This is a genomic window from Candidatus Dormiibacterota bacterium (assembly GCA_035544955.1).
Classification (GTDB): Bacteria; Chloroflexota; Dormibacteria; order CF-121; family CF-121; genus CF-13.
In genome coordinates this window covers 1-23,936 of the sequence record DASZZN010000038.1, presented here as the reverse complement: position 1 = coordinate 23,936, position 23,936 = coordinate 1, and the positions used below count along the sequence as shown (strand labels likewise).

Below are 23,936 nucleotides of genomic sequence, written 5' to 3'. Positions count from 1 at the left end.
TGACGTAGCCGAGGGCCAGGGTTTCGTTCTGCCGCTTGAGCAGCGGGAACAACACGACGGCACAGCCGATGTTGGTAATGATGAGGAGCAGTTCGAGGAACGCCCCCACGAACACGCGGGTGTCGGCGCCCGCACCGTTGACGTAGTTGGGATCGCTCAGGACAGGTCCGTAGGCGAGGGCCCCGGCAATCGAGGTGACAAACGTGAGGATGAACAGCACTCCTACGACGAGCGCGGTCTTCCGGGTTGAATCCATCGTGAACTCCTTTCTTGGATGTGGTCAGCAGTTGGCGACGAGCGAGCGCAGCATCACCACCTGTGGTAACTCGATGTGGTGATTTCTCGGCTTACCTCCAGACCAGCGAGAAGAGCCAGGGCTGATCCGTAGCGGCACGTCTTCGTAATCCATTGGTCGATGGCTAAAGGTTTTTCCCCGCCATAATTGACTGTGCGCCGCTGACGCTGGCTAACCAGCGGGTGAGCTGGACCCTCGAGTTCAAGCCGAGCTTATTGAACATGTGGGTAACATGCGTCTCCACGGTTCGCTCGGAGAGGAAGAGTCTGGTCGCGATCTCGTGATTGCTCATGTCGTCTGCGATCAAGCGCGCGATCTCCAACTCCCTTTTTGTGAGCGGAATCTGAGTTTCGGTTTTGACGGCAACCGGCCGCGGCGGCAGCTTTTCCTCCACCGCGAAGGCCATCGCATCATCGATCGTTATCGTGAGGCCGCGCTCGTATGAGGCGTCAAATAGCCTCTGGCCCAGCCCTCCGAGTGCGAGTGCCATCGACCGCTCGTGTGTCTGGCGGAATCCCTCTTGAAACTGGATGGCGCTCGACTGCCGCACACGCTCGGCACAGCCGAGGAGCGTGGCCGCGCGCTGATGCGCACCGCGCTCAGCTGCCATCCAGGCAACGGTTTCGAGGAGCGCTTGCAGCCCCGGCCGATCGTCAAGGGCGTGCTTGCATGCGGCACCTTCGAGAGCCTGGGCCTCCGCGAGCTGCCTCTCGCCCTGCAGCCAGTGGGCTTGAGACATGGCCATGAGTAAATAGCCGCGGGCATATAGCTCGCCGCACTCTTGACTGATCGTAAGGCCCTGTTCAGCGAGCTTGATGGCCCTCTCCGGTTGACCAACCAGCGGCAAGATATTGCATACGACGGTGGTCGCAACCAGTTCGATCGGTCGAGCCTGGATCAGCCGGGCCAGTGACACGGCAGACTCGGCGGCCTCAAGTGCCTCTGCCACATTGCCCTCGACCGCGAGCGGAATCGCCAGCCAGGTTAGAGACAGGGCCATGACCGTCGAGTCTTTCAATTGTGTTCCGATGCGAAGGCTTTCGCGGCCGAGCGAAACACTCGCACCGTAGTCGCTTTGACTACTGGCCATAGCGGCCGCCGCGCGGAGGAGGTGGGCGCGAGCAGCAGAATCCTCTGGTGCGCGCTCCGCGAGCGATGTCATCACTCGGCGCACGTCACCAAACGGTCCGCGGCACGTCCAGTAAATCAGTAGGTGCTCCGCGAGCTCGGCGCCACGCGAGGCCCCACCGGGTTCGCTGAGGCAGAACTCCAGGGCGGCCCAGAGATTGTCCTGCTCCATGTACATGCGTTTGAACAGCTCGACCTGGCGGCTGTCAAAGGCTCCAATCGATCTGGCCAGTCCGGCGATCCACTCCAGATGCCGCTCTCGGGTGCTGCTCTCTTCGTGGATTTCGCGCAAGCGCTGGCTGGCGAACTGCCGAATCGTTTCTAGGAGCCAGTAACGAGGCGCGTTCCCGCTCCTCAGGTCGCGCTTCACGATTGACTTCTCGACAAGCGCCCCAAGCAACTCCACCATCCGATCTGACGGCACTCCCTCGTCGCAGCAGACCTCGACCGCAGCCTCAGCGTCGAATCCGCCTGCAAACACCGAGAGTCGGGCCCAGAGCAGCCGCTCTACCGCCTCGAGCAGGCCGTAGCTCCAACCGATGGTTGCTTCTAGCGTCTGCTGGCGCGCTTCGGCGCCTCGGTTTTCGCCACCCAGGATCGATCGCTGGCTTGCCAGCCCCTGGTTCAGCTGGTCGAGGCTCAAGGCGCCCAGGCGGACGGCCGCCAATTCGAGTGCCAGAGGGATCCCGTCCAGCCGTCGGCAGAGTTGCAGCACCGGCGCCGCATTCTCCGCATTCACAGCGAAGCCCGGAACGACAGCAGCTGCACGCTCGCTCAGCAACCTGACGGCCTCAGAGTTCATGAGCCGCTCGAGCAGCGCCTCGTCACCTTTGCCCGGCAGCGACATCGGCGGTACCGGCATCCTGACTTCGCCGGCCACTCCGAGAGCCTGCCGGCTGGTGGCCAGGAGTCGCAGGTCCGGGCAGCTTTTGAGGAGAGTGCTGGCCAGGATCGCACAGGCGTCCAGAAGGTGTTCGCAGTTGTCTAGCACCAGCAGCAGGCGCTTGCCGGCCAGGTAATCCGCAAGGGTGGTGAGAGACCAGCTGGCTGACTGGTCATGCGCGCCGAGCGCCGTAAAGACCGCTTGACTGACGAGCAGTGGATCCTGGATCGAGCCCAACGACACGACCCAGGCGCCGTCGGGAAAGCCACGTGCGATTTCCCCGGCTGCCCTGAGTGCGAGTCGAGTCTTGCCGGCGCCCCCGGTGCCCGTCAGCGTCAGCAGCCGGGTGGTCGTGAGCAACCGCTTGAGTTCCCGTAGCTCCTGGCGGCGCCCCACAAAGCTGGTCAGTTCCACCGGCAGGTTCGACGGCCGACGCTTGGCGCCCCCATTCCTCACAGCAAGGGCAGATTACTCCGCCGTCGATCGGCTCGGATCGGGGAGGTCGAAGGCTGGTTCAATGCTGATGAAAGGGGCAAGGGCAGCTTCGTTAGCCGCTCGAACGAGTTCAAGGCTCCTGCCGGCGAAGAGCGAGAGCAGCTGTCCTTGGCGAGGCACGAAGGTCGAGCGTAGATAGCGGATCGGCTCGCCCCGGGCGGCGAAGCGGCAGCTGGCCTCCACGAGTGCGGCCTGCAGCATCGCCAGGCCACGCTCGGTGATGGCCGGCAACCGACGCTCCACCAGGAAGAGGCGCAGCTCACCGGCTGGAGCCTCCCAGGCGGAGGCGACTGTCCGGGATTGAGCCCCGCCGCTCGGCGAGTCCGAGTTCATGGATGCTCAGTTGGTACCGTATTTGATCACTGCGTCGATGTGGTCTTCTCGCCGAGCGGCGGCCTCGCAGGTCCAGACGAACTCGATCAGCTCCGTCAGCTGCGCATCGAGTGAGGCGACTGGTGCAGGTGCGTTCCCTCTGATGGCGTCTTCCCGGTTTAGCTCGTTCATCGTCCTTTCCTCCTGGGTGGCCGCTGTCAGCGGCCTCGAGGTCAGACTAGGAGCAAGCAGAGATCAGGAAATCGTTGCTGACTCGTAAAGCAATACGTACTCGTTGGCTGAGTCAGCGCTTCGCTTGAAGCGCTCACGTACAGGCCGGGGCCCCGTTTGATGGAACCGAGGTGATGCCTGCGAGTCCTTAGCAGGTGGCCAAAGATACGTACTGGACTACGAGTTGGGGCCGATGCCGGCCGATCCGTACCTCTCCAGACTGATGTTGCCGCAGACAACAAAAGTCAAGGAGGACAACATGTCGACCATAACGCAGACCACAAGTAGGAGGGGCACGATGGCGCCTACCGTCCAAGACAAGAACGGTTCCACGGACATCACCTCACCCAAGCGCCTCGCGAGAATCGCCGGCGTCCTCTACCTGCTCGTCGGAATCTTCGGCGGTTTTGCCCAGGGGTTTCTGTACCCCAAGATCTACGTCGCGGGCGATGCGGTGAAGACGGCCGGGAACCTCATTGCAAACTCAGGACTTGTGCGTATCGGCGTCGTCTCAGACCTGTTCCAGGCGACGGTCTGGGTCTTCGTCGCGTTGACCCTTTATCGGCTGCTCAAGCACGTGAACAAGAGCGCGGCGCGCGCCATGGTCGTACTCAGCGCGATCGGGGCCGGCATCACGATGCTCAACGCGGTTTTCGAATTTGAGGGTATGCGGGTCGCAACCGGTGCCGTGAACCTGGGCGGCTTCGGCGCCGCGGGTTCGAATGCCCTGGCGTTGCTCCTGGTAGACGCCCAGCACTACGGGCTCCTCATCGCGTCGATCTTCTTTGGCCTGTGGCTGGTGCCACTGGGGTATCTCGCGTTCAAGTCAGGGTGGTTCCCCAAGGCCCTGGGCGTCGTGCTCATCGTTGCGGGCGCTTGCTACCTGGTTGACGTGCTCGCGGCGTTCCTGGTCCCCGACGTTAGCAAAGCGATTCATGGCTACGTGACCATCCCGTCAATAATCGCGGAGGTCTGGACGCTTGGATACCTGCTCGTGATTGGCGTGAAGACCCCAAAGCCAGTCGAGCGCATTCCCGCCGCGGGATGACCGCTACTACATATCGAGTGGGGCCGGGAATCTTCCCGGCCCCCGGCGACATTGGACATAGGAGGTGGGCGTGATGCCCCTGGAAAACACCCCGATCGTCGAGACCCACAGTCTCAGCAAGCGACTTGGCCGCGCAGTCCTACCCTTCGACTCCGTTGACATGAGCGTGCGGCGTGCCGATGTCAACGGCTTCCTCGGTCCGAATGGCGCAGGGAAGACCACGACCCTGAAAATGCTCGTCCGCCTGGATCCGGCCGACCTCGGGAACGGCAACCGTCGCCCGCCACGGGCCCATCGATCCGCGCGGACTGGCCAGGATCGGCTCCCTGATGGAGTCGCCCGGCTTCTACCCCTACCTGTCGGGCCGCGAGAACCTGATGGTCGTCGCGGGCCTCTCCGGTGCTCTCTCTTCATCAGTGAGTCGACAACCAACAAAGGAAGGGAAATCATGAAAACCGTCGATACGCAAATCGAGATCGCCGCGTCCGCCGAGCGGGTTTGGAATGTGCTCACCGACTTTGGCGCCTTCCCGGACTGGAACCCTTTCATCCGTCGCGTGGAAGGGTCCCCGATCGTAGGAACCCGTCTCGAGGTGACGATCCAACCTCCGGGCCACGGTCCAACCACCTTCAAGCCGACCGTGCTGGAAGCCGACGCGAATCACCAGTTGGGCTGGTTGGGACGGCTTCTGCTTCCCGGCGTCTTCGACGGGAAGCACACGCTGACGATTCAAGCAGGTGGTGGCGGTCGGAGCGTGTTTCGGCAGCGTGAAGTCTTCACCGGCATTCTCGTTCCATTCCTGGCCGGCATGCTCCGCGATACCGAGCGCGGCTTTCTGAAGATGAACGAAGCTCTCAAGCAACGTGCCGAGGCGGCAGGCTGAGCTTCGCCAGCTAGCCCGCGCGTCTCTGGGCGCACTCCTGACGGGATTCGCCTTTGCGCTGCTGCCTGACTTGCCACTGCCCTAAGAGCCGAAAACTCCTCCTCCAGACGACACGTCGCCTTATTCCTGGAGTTTTACTTGACGCCTGCCCGACGGCCCGACCACGACGCTCGTCCCGGTCACCCTCGCGAGCCACCACCGCGGCGTGAACGCTACCGCACACCGAGTGGGGCGGGCAACCTTCCCGACTGCCAGCTATTGGCGGTAGTGGAGGTGGCGATCGCGACCATGCTCCGAAACCATTATCCGGCGAAGAAAGCGTATATCCCCCGTTCCTCAAGTGACTCCCAGCAAGCAGATGATCGCGAATCTGGACGAAACCTTTATGGCTTCTTAAGGGGGCGGAGCTGCACTAACGGCTCCCGCCAAGGAACTGAGAAAATGGGGACCGGTTTGGCAAAGGAAACCAACCAGCCATCACCGACTGTGCTTCGCAAGCAGCCCGCACGGAGCGGCCGTGTTGACTATGTGGATCAGATCGTTCTGCACGAGACTCGGGAAACCAGAATCGTTCTGGTCCCCATGTTCATCGAACACGCGAACCACCCGCCCGGGCTTATCGTCAAGCTGATCTGCCAGCAAGTCGGGGTCCGGACCAGCGTGCGACCGGATAAGGAGATCAACCTCGATGAGGCGGCGACTCTCAGACTTCTTGAGCAGCTTCCGCATCTGGCAGAAGTCGCCGGCCACCCAACTGGCGACTACCTGATCGTTCCAATCGAAGGCCAGTTCAAGATTGGTAGCGTTGCTCCCACCACCGTGGCGAATGCTCTCTTGCGGGTCCTCAATGATCCCGAGATTGCTCGACGGTTCGCCGCGTCGGAGTTCGACCAGGAGTTGCTCAGCGCCCTGCGCGCCAACCTGCGGCTGCGGGGGCTTGCCGAAGCAGTAGCCGAGCTCCGAGGTTATCTCGCCAACGGCGTGTCAGAGGAGACCGTCTATCAGCAGTGGTGCCGAAGGCATGGCTGGGCCTTCGGCATTACCTATCAAGAACCGGATGAAGTTCGGGACATCGCTGTAGGGGACACGGTGGACTTTCTCTTGCCCACCTTGATCGGGTATCGGGACATCGTTGAACTCAAACGGCCGGACGTGCCAGTACTGATGTACGACTCGACGCATCGAAACTACTACTGGAGTCGGCACACTGCTGCAGCGATCGGGCAATCCACCCGTTACCTCGAACAGCTGGCGACAACCAGGCTGCGCGACCACCCTGAAATCATCGCCCACCATCCTCGCGCTACTATCGTGATAGGCCGGAGTGACAATTGGAACGACGAACAATCCAAGGCCCTCGTCTCCCTGAACGCCCAACTGACCGAGATCACGGTCATAACATTTGATCTCCTGCTCAAGCAGGCGGAGCGCTTACTCGAAATTGTTACCGAGTCCGACGAGGCAGAAGGTCCCCAACCCGCCGACGATTTGGACACACCGTTCTAGATTGCTTGGGATCCCGCTGGTGCCGGTGAGTGCCGCCGACGGCTCCCTGATGCTGCGTCGGGGCAAGATGGCCCGCGCGTTTGGGAGCCCACGCCGGGCCAGGACCTCAGCACGCCGCCGCGGGGGCAGATCCTCGAGCCTCCGAGCTCGCCCTACCTGGTCAACGACCGCGCCGTGCCGGCCGCGGGCGCCCAGGTGACCCGCTACTTCCGCCGGACGCGGTGGTTGAACGGCAAGACCTTCGTCTGGGTGGCGGCGCCGGGTCCGGCCGAGCCAAGGTCCGGGCTGGTCCGGCCTCCAGTTCGACCTAGCCCAGCCGATGTGACAGGGGCCGGACCTCCGTAGGGGAACGGTGACTTGCCGGTGTTCTGGAGGCCGGCGGCGATCCCGTTGATGGCGTAAAGCACGCCCCCAGACCTGACCAATTGACCCAGCTTGACACGGGGATTCAAGGGGCGTGGCCGCGTCCGATTCTCTAGCATCTTGGCCATGCCTTGGAATCCATACCTCGAGGAATGGGCCGCTGCGAATGGCTCGCGCGTTCGTGGCTGGATCTGTTGCTCCGAGCTGGGTAGCGACCCGTCCGAGCACCGAATAATCGCGTGCTGGAGAGACGACGAGAACAACAGGTTGCAGATTAGAGACCATCTCAGCCGCAAGTACGCCTTCGGAGTCCCAGGCAATTACGCGCTCGACTGTCTCGCCAGGTACGAGCCGCTCGTCGAAATCGGTGCCGGCACGGGATACTGGGCCCGCTGCCTGCGCGAGCGAGGCGTCGATATCGTCGCCTACGACGTCATGGGTGACTCGTGGCGCTCCTGGTTCCGTCCATCCATAGTGGCGGAGATTCGGCGCGGCGGTACGCGTGCGATTGTGGCTCGGCCGCAGCCGAAGCGCGCGGAGCCTGCGCTCTGGACGGAGGTCCTGCAAGGCGGGCCGGAGGTCCTTCGGCGCCATGCTGAGCGAACGCTGCTGCTGTGCTGGCCGGATCCATGGAGCGGTTTTGACGAAGCGGCGCTGCTCGCCTATCCGGGCGAGCACGTCGCGGTGGTCGGTGAACCGGGCGAGGAAGGTCCTGGGAGTGAGGGCTTTCAGGCGCAGCTGCGGCGGTCCTGGTGGCGCATCGAGGCAGCACCCGTCCCTCGATGGCCTTCCTCCAAGGATCGGTTATTTGTGTACGCGCGACGCTAAGGGGCAAGTCTCCAGACGGCAGCCTTTGCTACCTCGACCATCGTCCAGATGAAGGTGGTCATCGAGCCCGTGGGTGACGGCAACCGTGACGGCAACCGCGGCGAACTATGGCGAACGTTGGCGAACGTTGGCGGACGAGCGGGCCAGGACTCATATACAGGGCGAACGTTGGCGAACTGTGGCGAACGCTGGCGAACGGAAAAATACGGTCTTGAAAACCACTAAGGTGCAAGCCTTCGGGGGTTCGAATCCCTCTCCCTCCGCCAGAGGCTTTTTGCAAGGCGTCTCTCGCGACGGCTAACTACGAAAACCGGTCGAAGGGCCCGGATCGGCTGGCGAGTATCTCAATCTTGGCCGCCAGGCCGAGATCGTCAACAGCCTGGGAGGGTAAGGCATTCAAGTTGAACCCCCCATAATCGGGGCGCGGTTTCTCGAGCAGGCCAGGTCCATCTCGAGGCTACCTTGGCCGAGGCGTTTCGGCGGTCCGACAATGCGCTGATGAGCATCGGCGCCGAACTACCGACGCGAGATCAGGCGGCGGGTCGGCTTGAGGCGATCTTCCCACTTACATGGATGTCCTGGGGATGGACGCGGTAGCGGCGCCGCATCCGCACACGTCTAAGCTGGCGTCGGACGGAATGACCTGGAAGTGGTACCCGATGTCAGCCTTTACCCATCAGGATCACAAGCCCACGCGGGCACGGCCCAGAAGACCAGCCCGGGGCGCATCGCGTCAAGGGTCTAGCCTGTTACTCTGGCCGCGCCGTGGTAAGAAGACTGCTCGATACACCATCAGTATTCCGACCCACCAGGCAAACATGAGGGCCGTTACCACCAAACCAATTAGTGCGGACGCTCGTATGGAATGGCCGATGATAAGGTACCCGGCCCCGAGGAAACCTCCTGTTAGGATCGCTGCGATCGTTGAGAAGGCCCACGGGTGTTGCACCAAAGGTGACGTTTGAAATCCTTTGATCATCTCTAGGGAAATGACCGAATCGGACGCGCGGCGCGCACCGGAAGGACGTATCTCCTTCCGGGCAGCGCCGGCAACCAGAACCCAGTTAGCAAAAGGTTATGCAAGGATCAGAACTTAAACCAGCCCCATCGATCGGCAACATTGGCAAAGACGGCGCCCAAGCAACCTGCCGCAAAGCCGCCAAGGAACCCGCCAACGCCGGCCCCGATGACAAAAGGAACACTCAGGAGGCCTCCCGTTGTAAAAATCGCCACAACCTCACCTGTAATGACGCCGCCAACTGCGCCTCCGATGGCTGCGCCAAGACCAAACTTTAAGCAATCGCCGAAAATACCCGCGCCGGATGGATCGACGCTGTTTACAGGGTTGTCGTTGACATAAGCGTACAGGCTCGGACCCGCCTGCGGGTCTTGCTGCGCCCAGCGGGCGACTGCTGGATCGTAGTAGCGCATGCCGAACTTATACAGGCCAGTCTGCGAGTCGAGATAGCCTCCGGCAAAGAGCCATGGATTGGCCACGGAGCCGGTGCTGCTGGCAAACTTGCCATAGGGCTCGTAGGAGTAGGTATTGGCGACGTTTCCGGAACTATCGGTCAAGCCGACAACCGAACCCAGACCATCGAAGAGGTAGTAGTAGGGCGTGTAACTGCTCCCGTTAGGAAGGCGCTCCTCCGTGAGTTGCCCCTGGTTGTCCCTGGTGTACGCCGTGTCGGAGGCAACTCCAGTACTGGCGCCGCCGCAGCCCAATACGTTGTAGGTGAAGTTGGTGCCCCCCGCCGTAACGCGTTCGGTCTGGGTCGCGCCCGTGTAGGTCATCGACAAGCCGTTGATACCCGTCGTCTGGTTCTTCGGGTTGTAGCTCAGGCTCAGGCCGGCGCTGTTGCCGGTTTCGTTGCCATTAGCATCGAAGTTGTAGGTTGTGGTCCCCGACATCGTCAGCTCGTTCGCGGCGTTGAAGGTCTGGGTCACGCCGTTGTCGTTGGTAAGGTTGCCGTTGGCATCGTAGCCGTATGTGTAGGAGGTCGGGCCGCTGGCGCTGGTCAGCCGGTTGAGCACATCGTAGTTGTAGTTGGTCCTGTTGTTGTTGACGTCGGTCACGCTCCATCGGAGATCTGAGTCTTTGGTCGTGACGGGGCTCAAGTAGCTATAGGTGAAGCTGTTGAGTGTGCTGGCGCCCTTGGTCGCCTTGATCTGGGTCAGCCGCTCCGACGTATCGTAGGTCATGGCCTCGCCCACCCCGTTCGGATAGGTCGTGCTGGTCCGCCGATAACCAGCGTTGTAGCCAAACGTCGTGATACTGCCGTTCGGCTCCTGCAGGCTGATCAACTCGTTCACGACGTCGTAGCCGTAGGTCACGGTCCCGCCCGGATCTTGCAGCGACGTCAAGTTCCCACCCCCGTCATAGGTGTAGGTCATCGTCGTCGCGCCCGGGAGCACCTTCCTTGTCGGTCGGTTCATCGTGTCGTAGGTGAAGGTGCTCAGACCAGTGTTGTCCTGCAACTGCGTCGTGTTTCCGTCGTTGTCGTACGTGGACACGATCGTCGAGTTGTCCGAGTAGGTGATCTGAGTCACTCGGTCGAGGGTGTCGTAGCCGTAGGTCGTTAGCTGGCCCTTGCCGTCCCTCCGGGTAACCATCCGGCTCAGCCCGTCATAGGTCATGGTGACCGCGCCGAGCGGGGCAGGGTACGTGCTCTGGGTAAGGTTGCCGACACTATCGTACGTATAGGACGTTACGTTGCCGTTCGCGTCCTTGTTCGACGCGACCGTTCCATTCGGGTTGTCGGTCGCCGTCCACGTCGCCCCGTTGCTGTTGTTCTTGACGGTGGTTAGGTTGCTGCTCGTGTACCCATACGTATAGGCGTTGCCCTGGGAGTCGGCGTAGGTGTCGGGGTAGTAGGCCGGGTCGCCGGACTGCTTCTGGTAGCCCCAAATCTGGTTCGCCCCGGTCGGCTCAGTCGCGCTGGTCAGGTTGTTCGTGGTCGGATCGTAGGCAAACGCGGTCGGATCTCTGGGATTGGCGGCGTCCGAAAAAGTCAGGACGTTGTTGTTCGAGCTGTAGCTGGTGGCCTGTTTCTGGCCTTTCGCATCGATTACTTGGATCGCGTGGCCCTGGTTGTCGAGGCAATGGGTCGTCTGATGGCCATTCGCGTCTGTGACCACGGTGTTGACCGTAACCGCGTCTCCATTCACTGAAGCATCGCATGCACCCGGAACGGAGCTATAGGCGAAGGTCGTGTTGCACGAGCCGCCGGCACAACTGCTGTTGAGGTATCCGATCTGCGTTAGCTGGTACGGATAGGTTGTCCCGTAGCTGAAGTTCACGGTGTTGCCGTTCGGATCGATGATCTGGCTCAACTGGTCATTGGCGTTGTAGGCGTACTGGGTGTTCTTGCCGTTGGCGTCCCCGAACGTGGTCAGGTCGCCATTCGCGTTGTACGTGTAGTTCGTCGTCCGACCTACGGGATCAGAGATCTGGGTGATGTAGTCGGAGTTGACCGGGCTCGCGTAGGTGAAGTTCGTCAGGCGGTTCTGTGTGTCCGTGATCGACTGCACGCTGCCGTTGTAGCTCATCGTGATGGTGTTGCCGTTCTGGTCGACCATGCTCTGCAGACAGCCGCCGGTCTGGAAGTTGAACTGCTCGCCATTCTTGTGCCACGTCAGGGTGTACGTGCCGTCCCCGTTCTTGACCAGCGTGGCGTCGAGGCCGGGCGGGGTTATCCAGGTCGCGCCGCTGCGCCGGAAGAGCACCGCATAGCCGTCCGGTCCGTGGAAGGTGAGTCCGTCAAAGTCATCCACGTCCAACCGGATGTCGCAGCCGACATTGACGTTCCAACCGTTGCCGATGTGCCAGCCGGACGCGTCGGCGAGGCTGTTGTAGTACCGGTTGACATGTAGGTTAAGCCCGGTCCCGTTGATGGCTAGATCGGTGGCTTGCACGACCAGGTTGCCGTTGGCCACATTGACCGCTAGGCTCATCCGATCGCTGAGCTTGTGCGCCTCATATTTGTACCAGGGCACCAGGCCGTTGAAGTTATTCCATTGAATGCGCAGATGGGGGAGGTTGGGGTCGGTTGAATTGGCCGGGTCGAACGCCTGATTGTCGAACTTGAGCAGACCGGCCGCGCCCTCGTTACTCGCCTTCAGGAGGAAGCCGTAGTTGGTCGTGCTGCTGCTGACCCAGTTCTGAATCGTCTGCGTAAGGTTGATAAATCGATACGAGCCCGCGGCGGGCCCGATGTTCTCGGTGTCCACGGCAGGGCCGAATGTTGCGCCCGGCGCCGACCACGCGGTCGCATTGTCGCGGCTGTTCCAGGTCGTGTAGTTGTCATTCCAGGCCTGGGTGATCGGGCTGGCGGTCACGGCCACCGCTCCGGTTGAAGACGAGGATGCGAGGGTCAGGTCGAGCTCCGCGTCCAGGATGTTCGAGTTGACGATCTGATCATCGGGGTAGCCGGTCTGCACGGGAAAGGACAGCAAGGTGCGGCTGACGGATGATCCGTCGTAGCCGACCTGGTCGGCCGTGCCCAAATAGGCGGCGCTGCTGCACAAGTTTGTATTGGGGTTCGTATTCTGGATGAAGCAGTCGTACCCGCCGTAGAAGTTCAGGTTCGTGCCGATGCTGGGATCGATCACGACGGGGAACTTGCGCGCCTTACTCTTGAGCCACTCTGCGTCCGCAACCACCTTGATGGTCTGGCCGTCGCGGCCTTCCGAATCTTTCGCGCTGAGCGTCATCCGAACCTCGTTTGAGAATCCGGCGGCTGTGTTGGAGCTGTCATACATGAATGGTTGCGGGAAGGCATACTGCACCTTCTCGGCGGCATCGACGATGACGATCGCGCCGCTCGGGAGCTGCTTCGCTGTGAGCCCGGGGCCAGTACGGATCTGGAATGTGAAGCTGTTGCGGGCCTTTCGGCTATCGAGGCGAAGTGACTCCACGAGGGAATCCGCGTTCGCCGAATAGACCAGAGCAACATGGGGCAGCGCGTTGGCATAAGTTGCCGAATTCCGAGTGGTTGAGAGGGTGCCGCGCGCATCCTCCAGTGAAAAGTCCACAAATCCCGCGGCACCGGCAAAGCGGATCGAGCCGTCTTCCAGGCTCTTCGGGAAGGCGGCTGTGTAGCTGTTCGCTCGGTTCTGATACGCAAAGCCGCCGATCGAGCTGGGAACCAGCGTATTGTCGATGGGCTGCCACTTGCCCTTCCCGTCACGGTAGTTGATCGATGCGGGGTAGATCAGGGTCTCGAAGTTGGCTCCCCGGACGAACGTCCGGGAGTTGCGCGACCGGTCCGCGACGACCTCCTTGCCTGGTCCCGCGCTTGGCGCCCCGGCCGCTGGCCCCGAGGAACGGCCTCCGACTCGAGGGGCGCCCGCTGAAAAGATGTCGGGTTTCAAGGTCTTCGTCGTGGAGCTGACCGCGGCTACGGCGGACTGGGCCGTCAACAACTGCGCGCTAGGAACCAGAAGCGTCAAAAGCGCCGTTAGAACCGCTGCTCCGTGATGTCGCATTGCGGACCTCCTGATCGAAACCGTTTGTCGATTGCTATTGATTTTCTGAGCAGGAGGTCATGCATGTACTGATGGCTTTCGACTCAGATAAGGGGGAGTGTATGTGTCATCCGCGCATCGCGGAAGCCCGCAAAAATGCGTACGGTGAAATTACGTAGGTCGGGTCGGGAACTGCTCGTCGTAGGGCAGCGGGGCCGATACTCCAGATCTCGCGCTAACCCTGTCGCGGCCCTCGGGGACTGTCGAGGCGAGACCTCATCGATCGATCGCACCGGGCTCGGCACAGGTTACGCGATGCACGTGGGCACTCCGCGGCGAGATTCTCAACAGGGCGCCAACCTCGCCGCGAACTCGCGAAGAGTGAGACACCTTGGACGTTGAGCAAACTTCCTACGAACATACGAGCATGCATTAATTGGAGACGTTGCTAATGCCGCGGCATGCGTGTAGCGTTGAGCAAGTACTCGTACGGCAGAAGGGGTGGCTAGGGGATGGCTAGGGCTGCTGGATCGTATCAACTGACCGTGGGCGGAGCGGTGGCCGGGAAGTCGTTGGATTACCCAAACCGGATGACGGCTCTCGAATCAGAAGGAATCGACCGGCTCAAACGCAGGCTCCGCGACCATCACGCAGGAATGCACGCCACTCCCCGTGAGAGTGAAACGCTAGCGTTGCTTATCATCGGCCTCTCCGACAAGCAGGTTGCGACGTCTTTGCGAATCTCGCCGCGTACCGTGCAGATGCATGTCCGAAACTTCTGTCATCGCAACAGAATCCGCAACCGAGTGGAGGCCGCAGCGCTATGGACGATCGCTCATGCCGCTGTGGCCTCGCCCCACGTGTCTCAATAACAAAAGCGGATCCACGATCGCTAGGAAGCCTGTCAATGGATTGCGTCGGCCGAGCACTCAGCTCGCCACAATCAGCCTGCGCTGCTAAGCAGACAGCCGCGGCATCAGTGCCTCGGCGCTCCACCTCGTGCCGGCTAACAAATGGCAGAACGCCTTGCCCAGGGCAATTTCCTCGGGCAAGTTGCGATAAAGGTCGGCATCCCGGTCGTGAATTAAGAACTTCGGCTGCCGACCGAGAGGCGTCGCCTCCAGGAGCTGGCGCCAGTGCTGTCTGCCCTGCCTGGCGTGAACAAGCGCGTCACTCCAAGAGCGTCAGTCTGTTGGCGCACGGGCAGCATCGCATCATTGAGTGGCTGGCCAGGGTCTCGGATCAGCAAGGCCCGCAGTCCACATGCTGGCAAGGTTCGCAGGGTGACGGCAACCGTGACGGCAACCGCGGCGAACGATGGCGTACGTCGCCGAACGTTAGCGGACTAAAGACCAGCGACTCATTTACAGGGCGAACGTTGGCGAACGACTACGAACGCTGGTGAACTACAAGCAACCGGTCTTGAAAACCACTAAGGTGCAAGCCTTCGGGGGTTCGAATCCCTCTCCCTCCGCCGGGGCGCTTTTTCGAAGGCGCCTCTCGCGATGGGCTGAATACGAAAACCGGCTGAAGGGCCGGTTTTCGGCGTTTTCCGGGCGCTGCTAAGGAGGCGCCAGGCAGCCGAAAAGGAGAGGTGAAGGTGTCGGGAAGAAGTCCAAAACCACTGGGTTTTTCGCAAACCACTGGGGCGACGAAATACGCGAGACCACTCGAGGCACCACTTGGGTTTTTGCGGGTCGGCAGCGACCGCGGCCTACCCGGTAGACCTCGCGCGGTGCCGGAGCGGTTGCACCGTCCAGTTGCCATCGCCGAGGATCCCGAGCACGAGGCGGCACGCGCCCTTGTGATGCCCGCCGCCGACGGTCGTGCGGAGGCCAAGCTTGAGCCGCTGGTGCGCGAATGGCTGCTGGACCTTCAGGTGCTGGGTCGCAGCCCGAAGACGATCGACTGGTATCGGAAGCATGTCCACGGCTACTTCCTGGAACGGTCCGGCAGGACTCTCGATCAGCTGACCGCCGCAGAGCTCAAGGGCTACCTCGCCGCCATCCAGGCGCGGGGCCTGGCCGAGAACACGGTGCATGGCGCGTTCCAGACGATCAAGGCGTTCGCCAACTGGGCGGTCCGCGAAGGCTACCGCATCGACTCGGCACTGCTCCGAGTTCGCGCACCGAAAGTCGCCGTCAAGGAAATGGAGACCTACTCAAACGCGCAGCTCGAGATTCTTCTCCAAGCAGTGTCTGCCGGGTGGTCCGCCCTGGCCGTCCAGATCCTACTTGGCACTGGCATGCGGCTCGGCGACTCTGTGCCCCTGAACTGGAGGACGTGGAGGAGGACGGGGAGGCGATGTTCCTCAAGATCCGCCGCGGGAAGGGTGCGAAGTTTCGCCGCGTCCCGGTAAGCCACCGGCTGCGCCGCGAGCTCTTACGCTAAGTCAACCGAGTCCGCCCTGACAGCACCAGCCCGAATCTCCTACTGCTCCGCGATGGCCGACCGGTCGACGTCGAGTGTGTCTCCGACCTCTTCCAACGCACCCGCCGACGGATCGGCTTCCGGGTCCACGCACACAAGTTCCTCCATACCTTTGCCACCGAGTACCTGCGTAACGGCGGCGAAATCGAGCGGCTCCGCCGCATCCTCGGGCACACGACCTATGTGATGGTCATGCGCTACGTCCATTTGGACAAGGGCGACCTCTACCGCGATTTCGACCTGCGCTCGCCCTTCTGACCAACGAAAGCAGACCCCCGCTGATCGCTGCGAAACTGTCCACACGGGCGTTAGAGATTGACGGGCATGGGTGACCGCGTTGACTTAAGTCTTCGTCGTGAGCTTCATCTGGATGAGGGCAGATGATCGAGACAGCTGGACGAAGTCTTGGCTCGGCTTAACGACTCAAAACAGCACAATCGTGGACCGGTATTACGCCGCGGCCCAGCTTCGAGGCGCTGCAATCAGTTAGTGGGCACTCGGCCCAGATCCTCTTCATCGCGGTCGCCCAACGGCAGCGTCGACATGGTCGTCTGGAAGACCGCGAAGGGTATCGTGGTTCATCTGACGCCCGCTTATTCACCGGACCATCACCCGCACGGCCTTGATCGGCAAACAATTGTCGAAGGATCTCAAATTTGCAGTAGCAGAATCGGTAACGGTTCACGCGGCAGAGGGTGTCGGCGGCACCCTCTGCCCAGCGCGTACGATCTCGCAATTTCAAGCCAGCCTTCGAGTGCGGCTCCTAGTCAGGCGTCCGGCAAGCGTCCGCAAACCGTCCGCTGAGCGTCCGCTGGAGCTCGAGCGCCGAATACCATTCTGCGACCGTCTGTGACCCGGCTCAGCGCTAAGCTCCGCCCGTGAAATTCCCCTGCATGAACGCCGAAATCACGGACTTCCGATCCGATCGACGAAATGATCAGAAATGATCCGGTCGGAAAACGATCATATGGGCCGCCTTGCACGCCACAAGGCAGCAGCCTCAGCAGCCCCAGCAGCCCCACGACCCACGCGGCAGACACCGCGGCGAGCGAGCAGACAAGTAGTGAGCGCCATGACGGGACACGCAACGATGAATCGTTCTGGTCGGCCAACGCCGCTCATGGTGCCAGGCAGTCAGAGGGTTTCATGCCAGTGCAGCACCCACGAGACGCCGCGGTAGGCAGCCCATGCAATGAAGCCAATGCCCGCCAAGAGGAGCGCAATCCATGCAATTGCGAGAACGAACAACTCAGGCCGGAGCCATTCGTCTACATGCGGATCTAGAGCGTCCCGGAATTCGTTTATCCAACCTTCGCGCGGACTCGGGAGCCAGCCTGAGAAGGTGACGATGAGGGCTATGACTCCGGCGATCCCGACCGTCTTATAGATCCGGTACCTACGGGTCCGTTCTGACGGCGCAGATGGTGGAGTCCCGCTCACTGGCAATAATGTAGGGCCCCGTGAATCGGAATGGGCAAATCGGGTGCCGAGTAGGCGCGCAGTCGGCTTAAGCCCAAGTTCGGCCGAAGCGATACGTCTGCCGGAATGGGATGGGCGACCGTTTCGCGGTAACCGGGTACCGTTCGCAGACCACATCCAACTGAGACGTCGAGGTTGAGCTCGACGGTACGGAGCCGAACTTGGCTAGCCCACACGTTTCTGTACTGTGCGGACTCCGTCAGCACCAGAAGCTCCGACGGCCGCAGCCGACGCCTGGAGCCCGGCTCTGCCCCGATGCGCGCTATCGTCGAAGCTCCGACGCCCGAGGAGGGTCGCCGAAAAATCTGTGACCTCCCCTGTGACCCCGCTCGCTTGATGGAGCCGGCAAAAACCGATTTTGAACTCGATTTTGGTCGGGGCCGGGATTTGAACCCGGGGCCCTCACGGTCCCGAACCGTGGCTTGTTAAGAGTCGATGAACCTTTCGTCCAGTCGCGCAATCATCTGGATCTTCCTGGCGACGGATCTGTCGCTCATCGCCCATCAGCCCGCGAACGTCGGTCGTAGCTTTGCTATGGCTTCAAACGCGAGCTTGTAAGTGAAGATGAGCTCGAGATCGGATTCGAACAAGTGAACCGGCGTAAGTCGCGCCAGAGGCGCCTCCCGGAACGACGGCGGTAAAGACTCTGTCAAAGGCGCTTTCGCAGTGGCGAGCACGCGGTCAAGAGACAGTGACCTCTTGAACTGCTCGAACTCGACCTCATGATCGGCGATGCCCTTCTTGCTGTGGGCCATCGCCTGGGGTGAGTAGTGCATCACTTGGGAATAGTGGATTGCCTGGGTGAGGCGTCTCCGGAAGGAGCGGTCGCTTAAATATGTGTCGACCTTCCGCCGACTGCGAAGATGTGCGCTCCTGGCGCAGCGACGAGGTTCAGCTCATCTACCAAAAGCGGGTACCACCGATCCCACCGTCTATTCCTGTCGACACCAGCGCGCTCGACCGTCATCGCGCCCTTGGAAATGTCGGTGATGTGGTAGCGCTCCGAGGGGCCACACAGATACTCCCGGATGGAGAAGTGCGCGCTCGGTACGCAGAGCGAAAGCCCGGGTTGACCTGGATGTTGTCCGGCATCTTCCCCTCTCTTTGGGGTCTTCAGTCCCGATCGGGGATCCTGAGCGGCTCTTTGCGAGCCGGCCGGCGTCCATGAATCTGACCCACTTCTGCGACGTGGTCCGCCTAGGGCTGGTGCAATGATGGGTGGCGTGCCGCAGGCGATCTCCATTTCTGGTCTTGTAAAGACGTTCGGATCGACGCGCGCTCTCGACGGTCTCGACTTGTCGGTCGAGGCTGGCGAGGTCCACGGATTTCTCGGGCCGAACGGCTCGGGCAAGACGACGACCATCCGTGTGTTGCTCGGGCTGCTCCGCGCGGACGCCGGGGAGGTCGCATTGCTTGGAGGCGACCCGTGGCGCGACGCTGTCGCGCTGCATCGCCGGTTGGCCTACGTGCCCGGCGAGGTTAGTTTGTGGCCGAACCTGTCTGGAGGGGAGGTGATCGATCTGTTCGGCTGGTTGCGGGGCGACCTCAATCGGCGGCGGCGCGACGAACTTCTCGAACGTTTTCAGCTCGACCCGACCAAGAAGACCCGCTCCTATTCGAAAGGGAACCGGCAGAAAGTGGGATTGGTTTCGGCGCTGGCGTCTGATGCCGAACTCCTCCTGCTCGACGAACCGACGTCGGGACTCGACCCGCTCATGGAGGCGGTATTCCAGGACTGCATTCGCGAGGTGAAGACCGAGGGACGAACGGTGTTGCTCTCCAGCCATATCCTGGCCGAGGTCGAAGCGCTGTGCGATCGGCTGAGCATCATCAGGCTGGGGCGGGTGGCGGAGCGAGGCACGCTCGACGAGTTGAGGCATCTTACCCGTACGTCGATCACTGCGGAGACCGAGTTTCCCGCGGAGAGCCTGGCCGACCTTACCGGCGTTCATGGCCTCGAGATCGACGGCAAGCACGTCCGCTTCGAGGTCGACACCGATCACCTCGACGTTGCGGTCCGCCGGCTCGGCGAGCTCGGGGTCCGCAGCCTGGTCAGCCATCCGCCCACGCTCGAAGAGCTGTTCTTGCGGCACTACGGCGACGAGTTGGCGAAGGAACCCGAACGCGTCGACGGCAATCGCAACGCGAGACCGTGACCGCAGTGATGACCGCGCTGACTGGAACCGTCGAGCTGACCCGTTTCATCCTGCGGCGCGACCGCATCCGGATCCTGGTCTGGATCGTCGCTATCGTCGCACTGGCGGCACTCACCGCAACAGGCATCAAGGGCTTGTTCCCTACCCAGGCTGCTCTTGATCAAACGGCTGCCGCCACCCAACACAACGCCGCAGCCATCGCGTTCAATGGCCCCGCCCAGGGTCTGAACACGGTCGGCGGGCAAGTGGCGTTTCAGTTCGGCGCAGGGGGCATGGTGATGGTGGCCCTCATGAGCCTATTCATGGTCGGCCGGCTCACCCGGGGCGACGAGGAAGCCGGCCGCCTCGAACTCATGCGCTCTCTTCCGGTCGGAAGCCTCGCGCCCACCCTTGCCGCGTCGCTCACGGTGGCCGCTATGAACGTTGCAGTTGGCGTGCTCACAACCGTCGCCCTGCTCGCCCATGGCCTCCCCGCGGCCGGGTCGTTGGTGTTTGGGGTGTCGTTCATCCTGATCGGGCTGGTCTTCGGCGGCGTTGCCCTGGTCGCGGCCCAAGTCACCGAGAACACCCGCGTCGTGTACGGCGCCGCGGGGGCGGTGCTCGGTGCAGCCTTCGTGCTGCGCGCCGTGGGCGATATCGGCGACGGAACCGTCTCGTGGTTCTCTCCGATCGGATGGGCCCAGAAGGCGCGGCCATTCGCAGGTGAGCGATGGTGGCCCTTCCTGCTCTTGCTCACGGCGACCGTAGTCCTGGTCGCCGCGGCCAGCGCTCTGGCCGCCCGGCGCGATCTCGGCGCAGGGCTCGTGGCCGCCCGGCCAGGAAGGCCCACTGCTTCGCGGAGCCTCGGGCACCCCTTTGGGCTGGCCATCCGCCTGCAGCGGGGCGTCCTGCTCGGGTGGAGTGTCGGCGTCCTGGTCACCGGTATCGCCTATGGCTGGATTGGCCCGACCGTCGACACCTTCATCGGCCAGAACAAGGCGCTTGCGGAAATACTGGCCGGTGCTGGAGGTGGAAACCTCACGGACTCCTACTTCGCCGCCTCCTTCCGCCTCATGGCGCTCCTCGCCACGGGTTTCGCCATTCAGGCCGCGCTTCGGTTGCGCACCGAGGAGACTTCGATGCGGGCAGAGTCGGTGTTGGCGACTCCGGTATCGCGCTGGCGGTGGGGGGCGAGTCACCTTACGGTGGCGTTCGCAGGAAGCGTCATCTTGCTGGGCGTCGCCGGCCTGGCCACCGGGCTAACCTATGGCGTCGCGGCCGGCGATCTGAACAGTGCTCCTCGCCTGGTCGGCGCTCCCCTCGTCTACGCGCCGCCCATGTGGCTGATGGTCGGACTCACCATCGCACTCATCGGGCTCGTGCCCCGTTGGGCCGGCGCGTCATGGGCGATCCTCGCGGCATGCGTCGTCGCCGGATTCCTCGGTGCAGTCCTACATCTCCCGAGTTGGCTTCTGAACCTTTCGCCGTTCGAGCGCGTACCCCAGCTGCCCGCTCAGAGCCTGACTCTCTTGCCCGTTGTCGTGATCTCCGCGGTCGCGGCCGGCTTCACCCTGGCCGGCCTGTTCGGACTCCGACGCCGCGATATCGGCCAGATCTGACCAGTCTCACACTTCGCGGCCGCGTCGGATGGTGACAAATGGGCGCACCCAAAGGGACAGCTCGTGGCGTTACGCTGGCGACGTGCAGGCCTTCTATGGCGTATCTGCAGGTGCCGCGGCGACGCTGGTCGGGCTGCTCTTTGTTGCCGTGCAGATCGGGCCGCCGCTGGCGACTGGCGGGCCCGTCGGCCGGCGGCACGCGATGGCGCGCTCGACGTTCACGATCTTCGCCGTCATCTTTGCGCTATCACTGTTCTTCACCACCTCTTTGCCGACGCCCCGGTTAAAGGCGCTGGTTGCGATCGCGGCCGCCACCATCGGAGGCATCCGGGCGGTCCGCACGTGGATCCCGGTTTGGCGTGACAAGCTGCACGGACGCATCGAGTTTCGCCTCTGGCAGACCGCCTGGCTCCTGATCGGACCTGTGCTCACCTACATCTACCTGGCATTTGGCAGCCTTCAGCAACTGGGCTCGAACGATCCGAAGGTCATCGATTTCTATGCCGCCAACGTGTTTATCATCCTGTTCGTCGTGGGCCTGCGGAATTCCTGGAGCCTGCTGGTTGAAGCCACTCCGTCCTGAGGGCTGCCCGATGATGCCCAGATCTCTCCTTCCCTGATCGAGAGGGACATCAGGCGGCTGCCTTAAGTTCTCACCCTTCGATTCCGATTTTGGAAGCCTGTGTTCCCCCGGGCTTTCCTCGGGCGTGCTTGACGGCGACGGCGACGGCAACCGTCTCGCAGCGATCCGGAGCCAATCACCGAGCAATCTCTGACCTTGACAATCAGGGGGCCGCTTCAGCCTTTCTCCCTTGCTGCCAGGGCAGGCGGCCCTCGACTTCCAGATTGAGGGCAAGGCTAAGGAAGGTTCGGATCAGGACAATGCTCCCAAGGATACCAACGCTCTGAAATGTCGGGGAGGTGGCGACGGTACGGATGATGTCACCTGCGATGAGAAACTCCAGTCCGAGGAGAATCGCACGCCCGAGCCCCACGCGGTAGAGACCATATGCAGGGCCGACATCATTCCGCAGCCGACGCAGGAATTGCACACTTGAAGCAAGGACTCCGACCAGAATGATCGTGATCCCCGCCACGTCGACTCCCTTCCCAATGTCCTCAACGACTCCAACAAAATTCATTGCCAGCGCCCTCGATCGCGTCGCTCTTTGAGCGGCGGCTATGACGATTTTGGCGTGGGTCTGCCGGCCTTATCGGCAGGCTGAATACCCCGTTGGCGGCCTCCGGTTGGCTATCTGGCCGGGTACATATAGCCAGTCGTTACCTCGTTCTTGTGCGCTGCGAAAGCGCCGAGGACTTCTCCCTTCTCGCGCGCAGGCACTTTGAAGAAGTCAAGGGTGCGCCCAAGCTCCGCCGCGACGGCGTCGAACTCTTCTGGAGCGATCTTGAGATCACGATGCGCCTCCTCAAGACCTACCTCAGTTTCCCCCGGCTTTGTGGCCGTGTAGTGGAGAGGCCCGCCCGCGACCGCGCAGACCCACAGGGTTCGCATGAACTTGAGGCCCGGCAATCTGCCCAGATTCTTCGTGTGCCACTCCCTTAAGGCCGGGTTCTTCGAAGTCTTCCCCGCGATCGGGTTCTGCACAACCGCGTCGCTAAAGTGGTCAACGACCGCCGCAATTGCGAAGACGCCACCAAGCCGTTCGTACAGAGTCTTCTCAGTCATCTGCTGACCTCCTCCGGGCAATCTTCTACTATCAAGCCTTTGTAGGCTTTATAGCATGCGTAGCCTAAGTAGTCAAAACCCGGTACGCGCAGCCCCGTTCCGCGTAGTTCCTCAAAGCCTCAGTGCGCACTGCGAGGCCCGCCTGCTGAAAGGCTCCTTCGAGCAGTCCGGCATGGAGCTCGCAGACGACGTCTCCGGCTACGGCACAGGCTTGCCGAAAGATGCAGTTCCGGGCGAGGACCTGGTCATCATCGGCGATGACGTAGTCCGCACCCAGCGGAGCCAACTCGCGCAGCACCGACTGCGGGGACTCAGCCGGCGTGTTCACGAGCGACGCGCCGTAGCGCCGGCCCGCCTCTCGGGCGGCTTCGATACCCTCCTGACCGCGTTTTTGGAGGCCCTCCGCCAAAAGGCCAGCCAGGCGGGCGAATCGACGCACCGGATAGCTGAAATCGATCTGTTGGCCAGCCAGTCGATAAAGGTTGGCAGGCTTGCCGGATTTTCCCCGGCGCTGCCCGACCGCCAGGTATCCGAGCGCGACAAGGCGCTCGAGATGTCCATGGGCGACGGTTCTGTGCACGCTGGCAGCTTTGGCAGCATCGTCAACTGTCCATTCGGGCTGGTTCACATAAAAGTCGAGCAGGATTCGCCGACGAGTCCGATCCTGGAGCGCGCTGATCGCACGGTCGATCTCGCTTACGTCGTTCTGGCCCACTTCGCCAGCTTATCCGCTCACGTCGGCGGGGAAACTGACCGCCCATGTCGGTCGTTGAGGATCCAGACGAACCCAGCGGAATCTGAAACCCGTCGGGTGTACTGAGACTGCTCCCGAGCGTCTGGTCTGCTCCGAAGCAGTTGTCTACACGGCCTCCAGGAACGGCGTAACAGCCTGCGAAAGTGTCGGGCTAAGGTTGATGTCATAGTGCGTCAGTCCCGGAAGGATTGCCAGGCGGTGGCGCGTCATGCCTGAGCGGTCCCGGTGTGCGTCCCGTTTTCCGCCGCCTAGCTGTAGTTCCCATCAGCCTTGTTGACAAGAACTGAGGTGGGAGCCTGGCCGCCGAGCGCGGTGTGGGGTCGGTAGCGATTGTAGAAGCGCACCCAGCGGGGCAGCTGCCGCTGACGTTCCTGGTTGCTCCCATAGAAGCGAG

19 protein-coding genes and 2 pseudogenes are annotated in these 23,936 nt (G+C 62.1%); 10 read left to right on the top strand and 11 right to left on the bottom strand.

Annotation, left to right across the window (positions count from 1 at the left end; all coding sequences use genetic code 11):
- The 4 genes from VHK65_14340 to VHK65_14325 form a co-directional block, all read right to left on the bottom strand.
- On the bottom strand, positions 1–256 hold a 256-nt coding region (locus VHK65_14340; protein ID HVS07322.1), incomplete at its 3' end, for a DUF4386 family protein.
- Positions 257–419: 163 nt separating this feature from the next.
- Positions 420–2,720 carry a LuxR C-terminal-related transcriptional regulator gene (locus tag VHK65_14335; protein ID HVS07321.1) on the bottom strand — a complete coding sequence of 767 codons (2,301 nt, stop codon included), beginning with the start codon at positions 2,718–2,720 and terminating at the stop codon, positions 420–422.
- A 54-nt stretch (positions 2,721–2,774) separates the two neighbouring features.
- Positions 2,775–3,134, bottom strand: a complete 360-nt coding sequence (locus VHK65_14330; GenBank protein ID HVS07320.1) for a hypothetical protein — start codon at positions 3,132–3,134, stop codon at positions 2,775–2,777.
- A gap of 6 nt (positions 3,135–3,140) precedes the next feature.
- Positions 3,141–3,305 (bottom strand): hypothetical protein, encoded by a 165-nt coding sequence (locus tag VHK65_14325; GenBank protein ID HVS07319.1) that lies wholly within the window; start codon positions 3,303–3,305, stop codon positions 3,141–3,143.
- A 337-nt stretch (positions 3,306–3,642) separates the two neighbouring features.
- Between VHK65_14325 and VHK65_14320 the strand changes: the two genes are divergently transcribed.
- The 4 genes and pseudogenes from VHK65_14320 to VHK65_14305 all read left to right on the top strand — a co-directional run bounded on the left by VHK65_14320 (position 3,643) and on the right by VHK65_14305 (position 6,781).
- Positions 3,643–4,392 (top strand): DUF4386 domain-containing protein, encoded by a 750-nt coding sequence (locus tag VHK65_14320; GenBank protein ID HVS07318.1) that lies wholly within the window; start codon positions 3,643–3,645, stop codon positions 4,390–4,392.
- A gap of 204 nt (positions 4,393–4,596) precedes the next feature.
- Positions 4,597–4,722: pseudogene (locus VHK65_14315) on the top strand (hypothetical protein).
- A gap of 118 nt (positions 4,723–4,840) precedes the next feature.
- Entirely contained in the window at positions 4,841–5,275 is a 435-nt protein-coding gene (locus VHK65_14310) for an SRPBCC domain-containing protein (GenBank protein ID HVS07317.1), read from the top strand.
- Between the two features lie 453 nt (positions 5,276–5,728).
- A complete protein-coding gene (locus VHK65_14305) occupies positions 5,729–6,781 on the top strand; it encodes a Shedu anti-phage system protein SduA domain-containing protein (GenBank protein HVS07316.1) in 1,053 nt (350 codons plus the stop codon).
- A 203-nt stretch (positions 6,782–6,984) separates the two neighbouring features.
- On the opposite strand, the gene VHK65_14300 is transcribed toward VHK65_14305, so the two are convergent.
- Positions 6,985–7,272 carry a hypothetical protein gene (locus tag VHK65_14300; GenBank protein ID HVS07315.1) on the bottom strand — a complete coding sequence of 96 codons (288 nt, stop codon included), beginning with the start codon at positions 7,270–7,272 and terminating at the stop codon, positions 6,985–6,987.
- Here VHK65_14300 and VHK65_14295 point away from each other — a divergent pair.
- Positions 7,271–7,972 (top strand): hypothetical protein, encoded by a 702-nt coding sequence (locus tag VHK65_14295; protein HVS07314.1) that lies wholly within the window; start codon positions 7,271–7,273, stop codon positions 7,970–7,972. The two genes, VHK65_14300 and VHK65_14295, sit on opposite strands and share 2 nt — an antisense overlap.
- Positions 7,973–9,058: 1,086 nt before the next feature.
- On the opposite strand, the gene VHK65_14290 is transcribed toward VHK65_14295, so the two are convergent.
- Entirely contained in the window at positions 9,059–13,393 is a 4,335-nt protein-coding gene (locus tag VHK65_14290) for a DNRLRE domain-containing protein (GenBank protein ID HVS07313.1), read from the bottom strand.
- 1,780 nt (positions 13,394–15,173) lie between these two features.
- Between VHK65_14290 and VHK65_14285 the strand changes: the two genes are divergently transcribed.
- On the top strand, positions 15,174–15,797 hold the full coding sequence (locus VHK65_14285; protein ID HVS07312.1) for a site-specific integrase: 624 nt from the start codon (positions 15,174–15,176) through the stop codon (positions 15,795–15,797).
- Between the two features lie 71 nt (positions 15,798–15,868).
- Here the strand turns inward: VHK65_14285 and VHK65_14280 are convergent, their stop codons facing one another.
- Both VHK65_14280 and VHK65_14275 read right to left on the bottom strand, forming a co-directional pair.
- Positions 15,869–16,042, bottom strand: a complete 174-nt coding sequence (locus tag VHK65_14280) for a hypothetical protein (GenBank protein HVS07311.1) — start codon at positions 16,040–16,042, stop codon at positions 15,869–15,871.
- Positions 16,043–17,850: 1,808 nt separating this feature from the next.
- On the bottom strand, positions 17,851–18,102 hold the full coding sequence (locus tag VHK65_14275; protein ID HVS07310.1) for a hypothetical protein: 252 nt from the start codon (positions 18,100–18,102) through the stop codon (positions 17,851–17,853).
- Positions 18,103–18,558: 456 nt separating this feature from the next.
- Here VHK65_14275 and VHK65_14270 point away from each other — a divergent pair, with 456 nt between their 5' ends.
- The 3 genes from VHK65_14270 (at position 18,559) to VHK65_14260 (ending at position 21,684) form a co-directional block, all read left to right on the top strand.
- Positions 18,559–19,503: an ABC transporter ATP-binding protein gene (locus tag VHK65_14270; GenBank protein ID HVS07309.1), complete on the top strand. Its 945-nt coding sequence runs from the start codon at positions 18,559–18,561 to the stop codon at positions 19,501–19,503.
- A 5-nt stretch (positions 19,504–19,508) separates the two neighbouring features.
- Positions 19,509–21,101, top strand: coding sequence for an ABC transporter permease (locus VHK65_14265; GenBank protein ID HVS07308.1), 1,593 nt, complete (start codon positions 19,509–19,511; stop codon positions 21,099–21,101).
- A gap of 82 nt (positions 21,102–21,183) precedes the next feature.
- Entirely contained in the window at positions 21,184–21,684 is a 501-nt protein-coding gene (locus tag VHK65_14260; GenBank protein ID HVS07307.1) for a hypothetical protein, read from the top strand.
- 202 nt (positions 21,685–21,886) lie between these two features.
- Here VHK65_14260 and VHK65_14255 read toward each other — a convergent pair whose 3' ends face one another.
- Both VHK65_14255 and VHK65_14250 read right to left on the bottom strand, forming a co-directional pair.
- The gene (locus VHK65_14255; GenBank protein ID HVS07306.1) at positions 21,887–22,198 is read right to left on the bottom strand and encodes a DUF1622 domain-containing protein; all 312 of its coding nucleotides are present in this window, start codon (positions 22,196–22,198) and stop codon (positions 21,887–21,889) included.
- Positions 22,199–22,353: 155 nt separating this feature from the next.
- Positions 22,354–22,788: a group 1 truncated hemoglobin gene (locus tag VHK65_14250; protein ID HVS07305.1), complete on the bottom strand. Its 435-nt coding sequence runs from the start codon at positions 22,786–22,788 to the stop codon at positions 22,354–22,356.
- Positions 22,789–22,960: 172 nt separating this feature from the next.
- On the opposite strand from VHK65_14250, the gene VHK65_14245 reads away from it, so the two are divergent.
- The gene (locus tag VHK65_14245; GenBank protein ID HVS07304.1) at positions 22,961–23,608 is read left to right on the top strand and encodes a hypothetical protein; all 648 of its coding nucleotides are present in this window, start codon (positions 22,961–22,963) and stop codon (positions 23,606–23,608) included.
- Positions 23,609–23,647: 39 nt separating this feature from the next.
- Here VHK65_14245 and VHK65_14240 read toward each other — a convergent pair.
- Positions 23,648–23,794 (bottom strand): annotated as a pseudogene (locus VHK65_14240) (alpha/beta hydrolase).
- Positions 23,795–23,936: the final 142 nt, after the last annotated feature.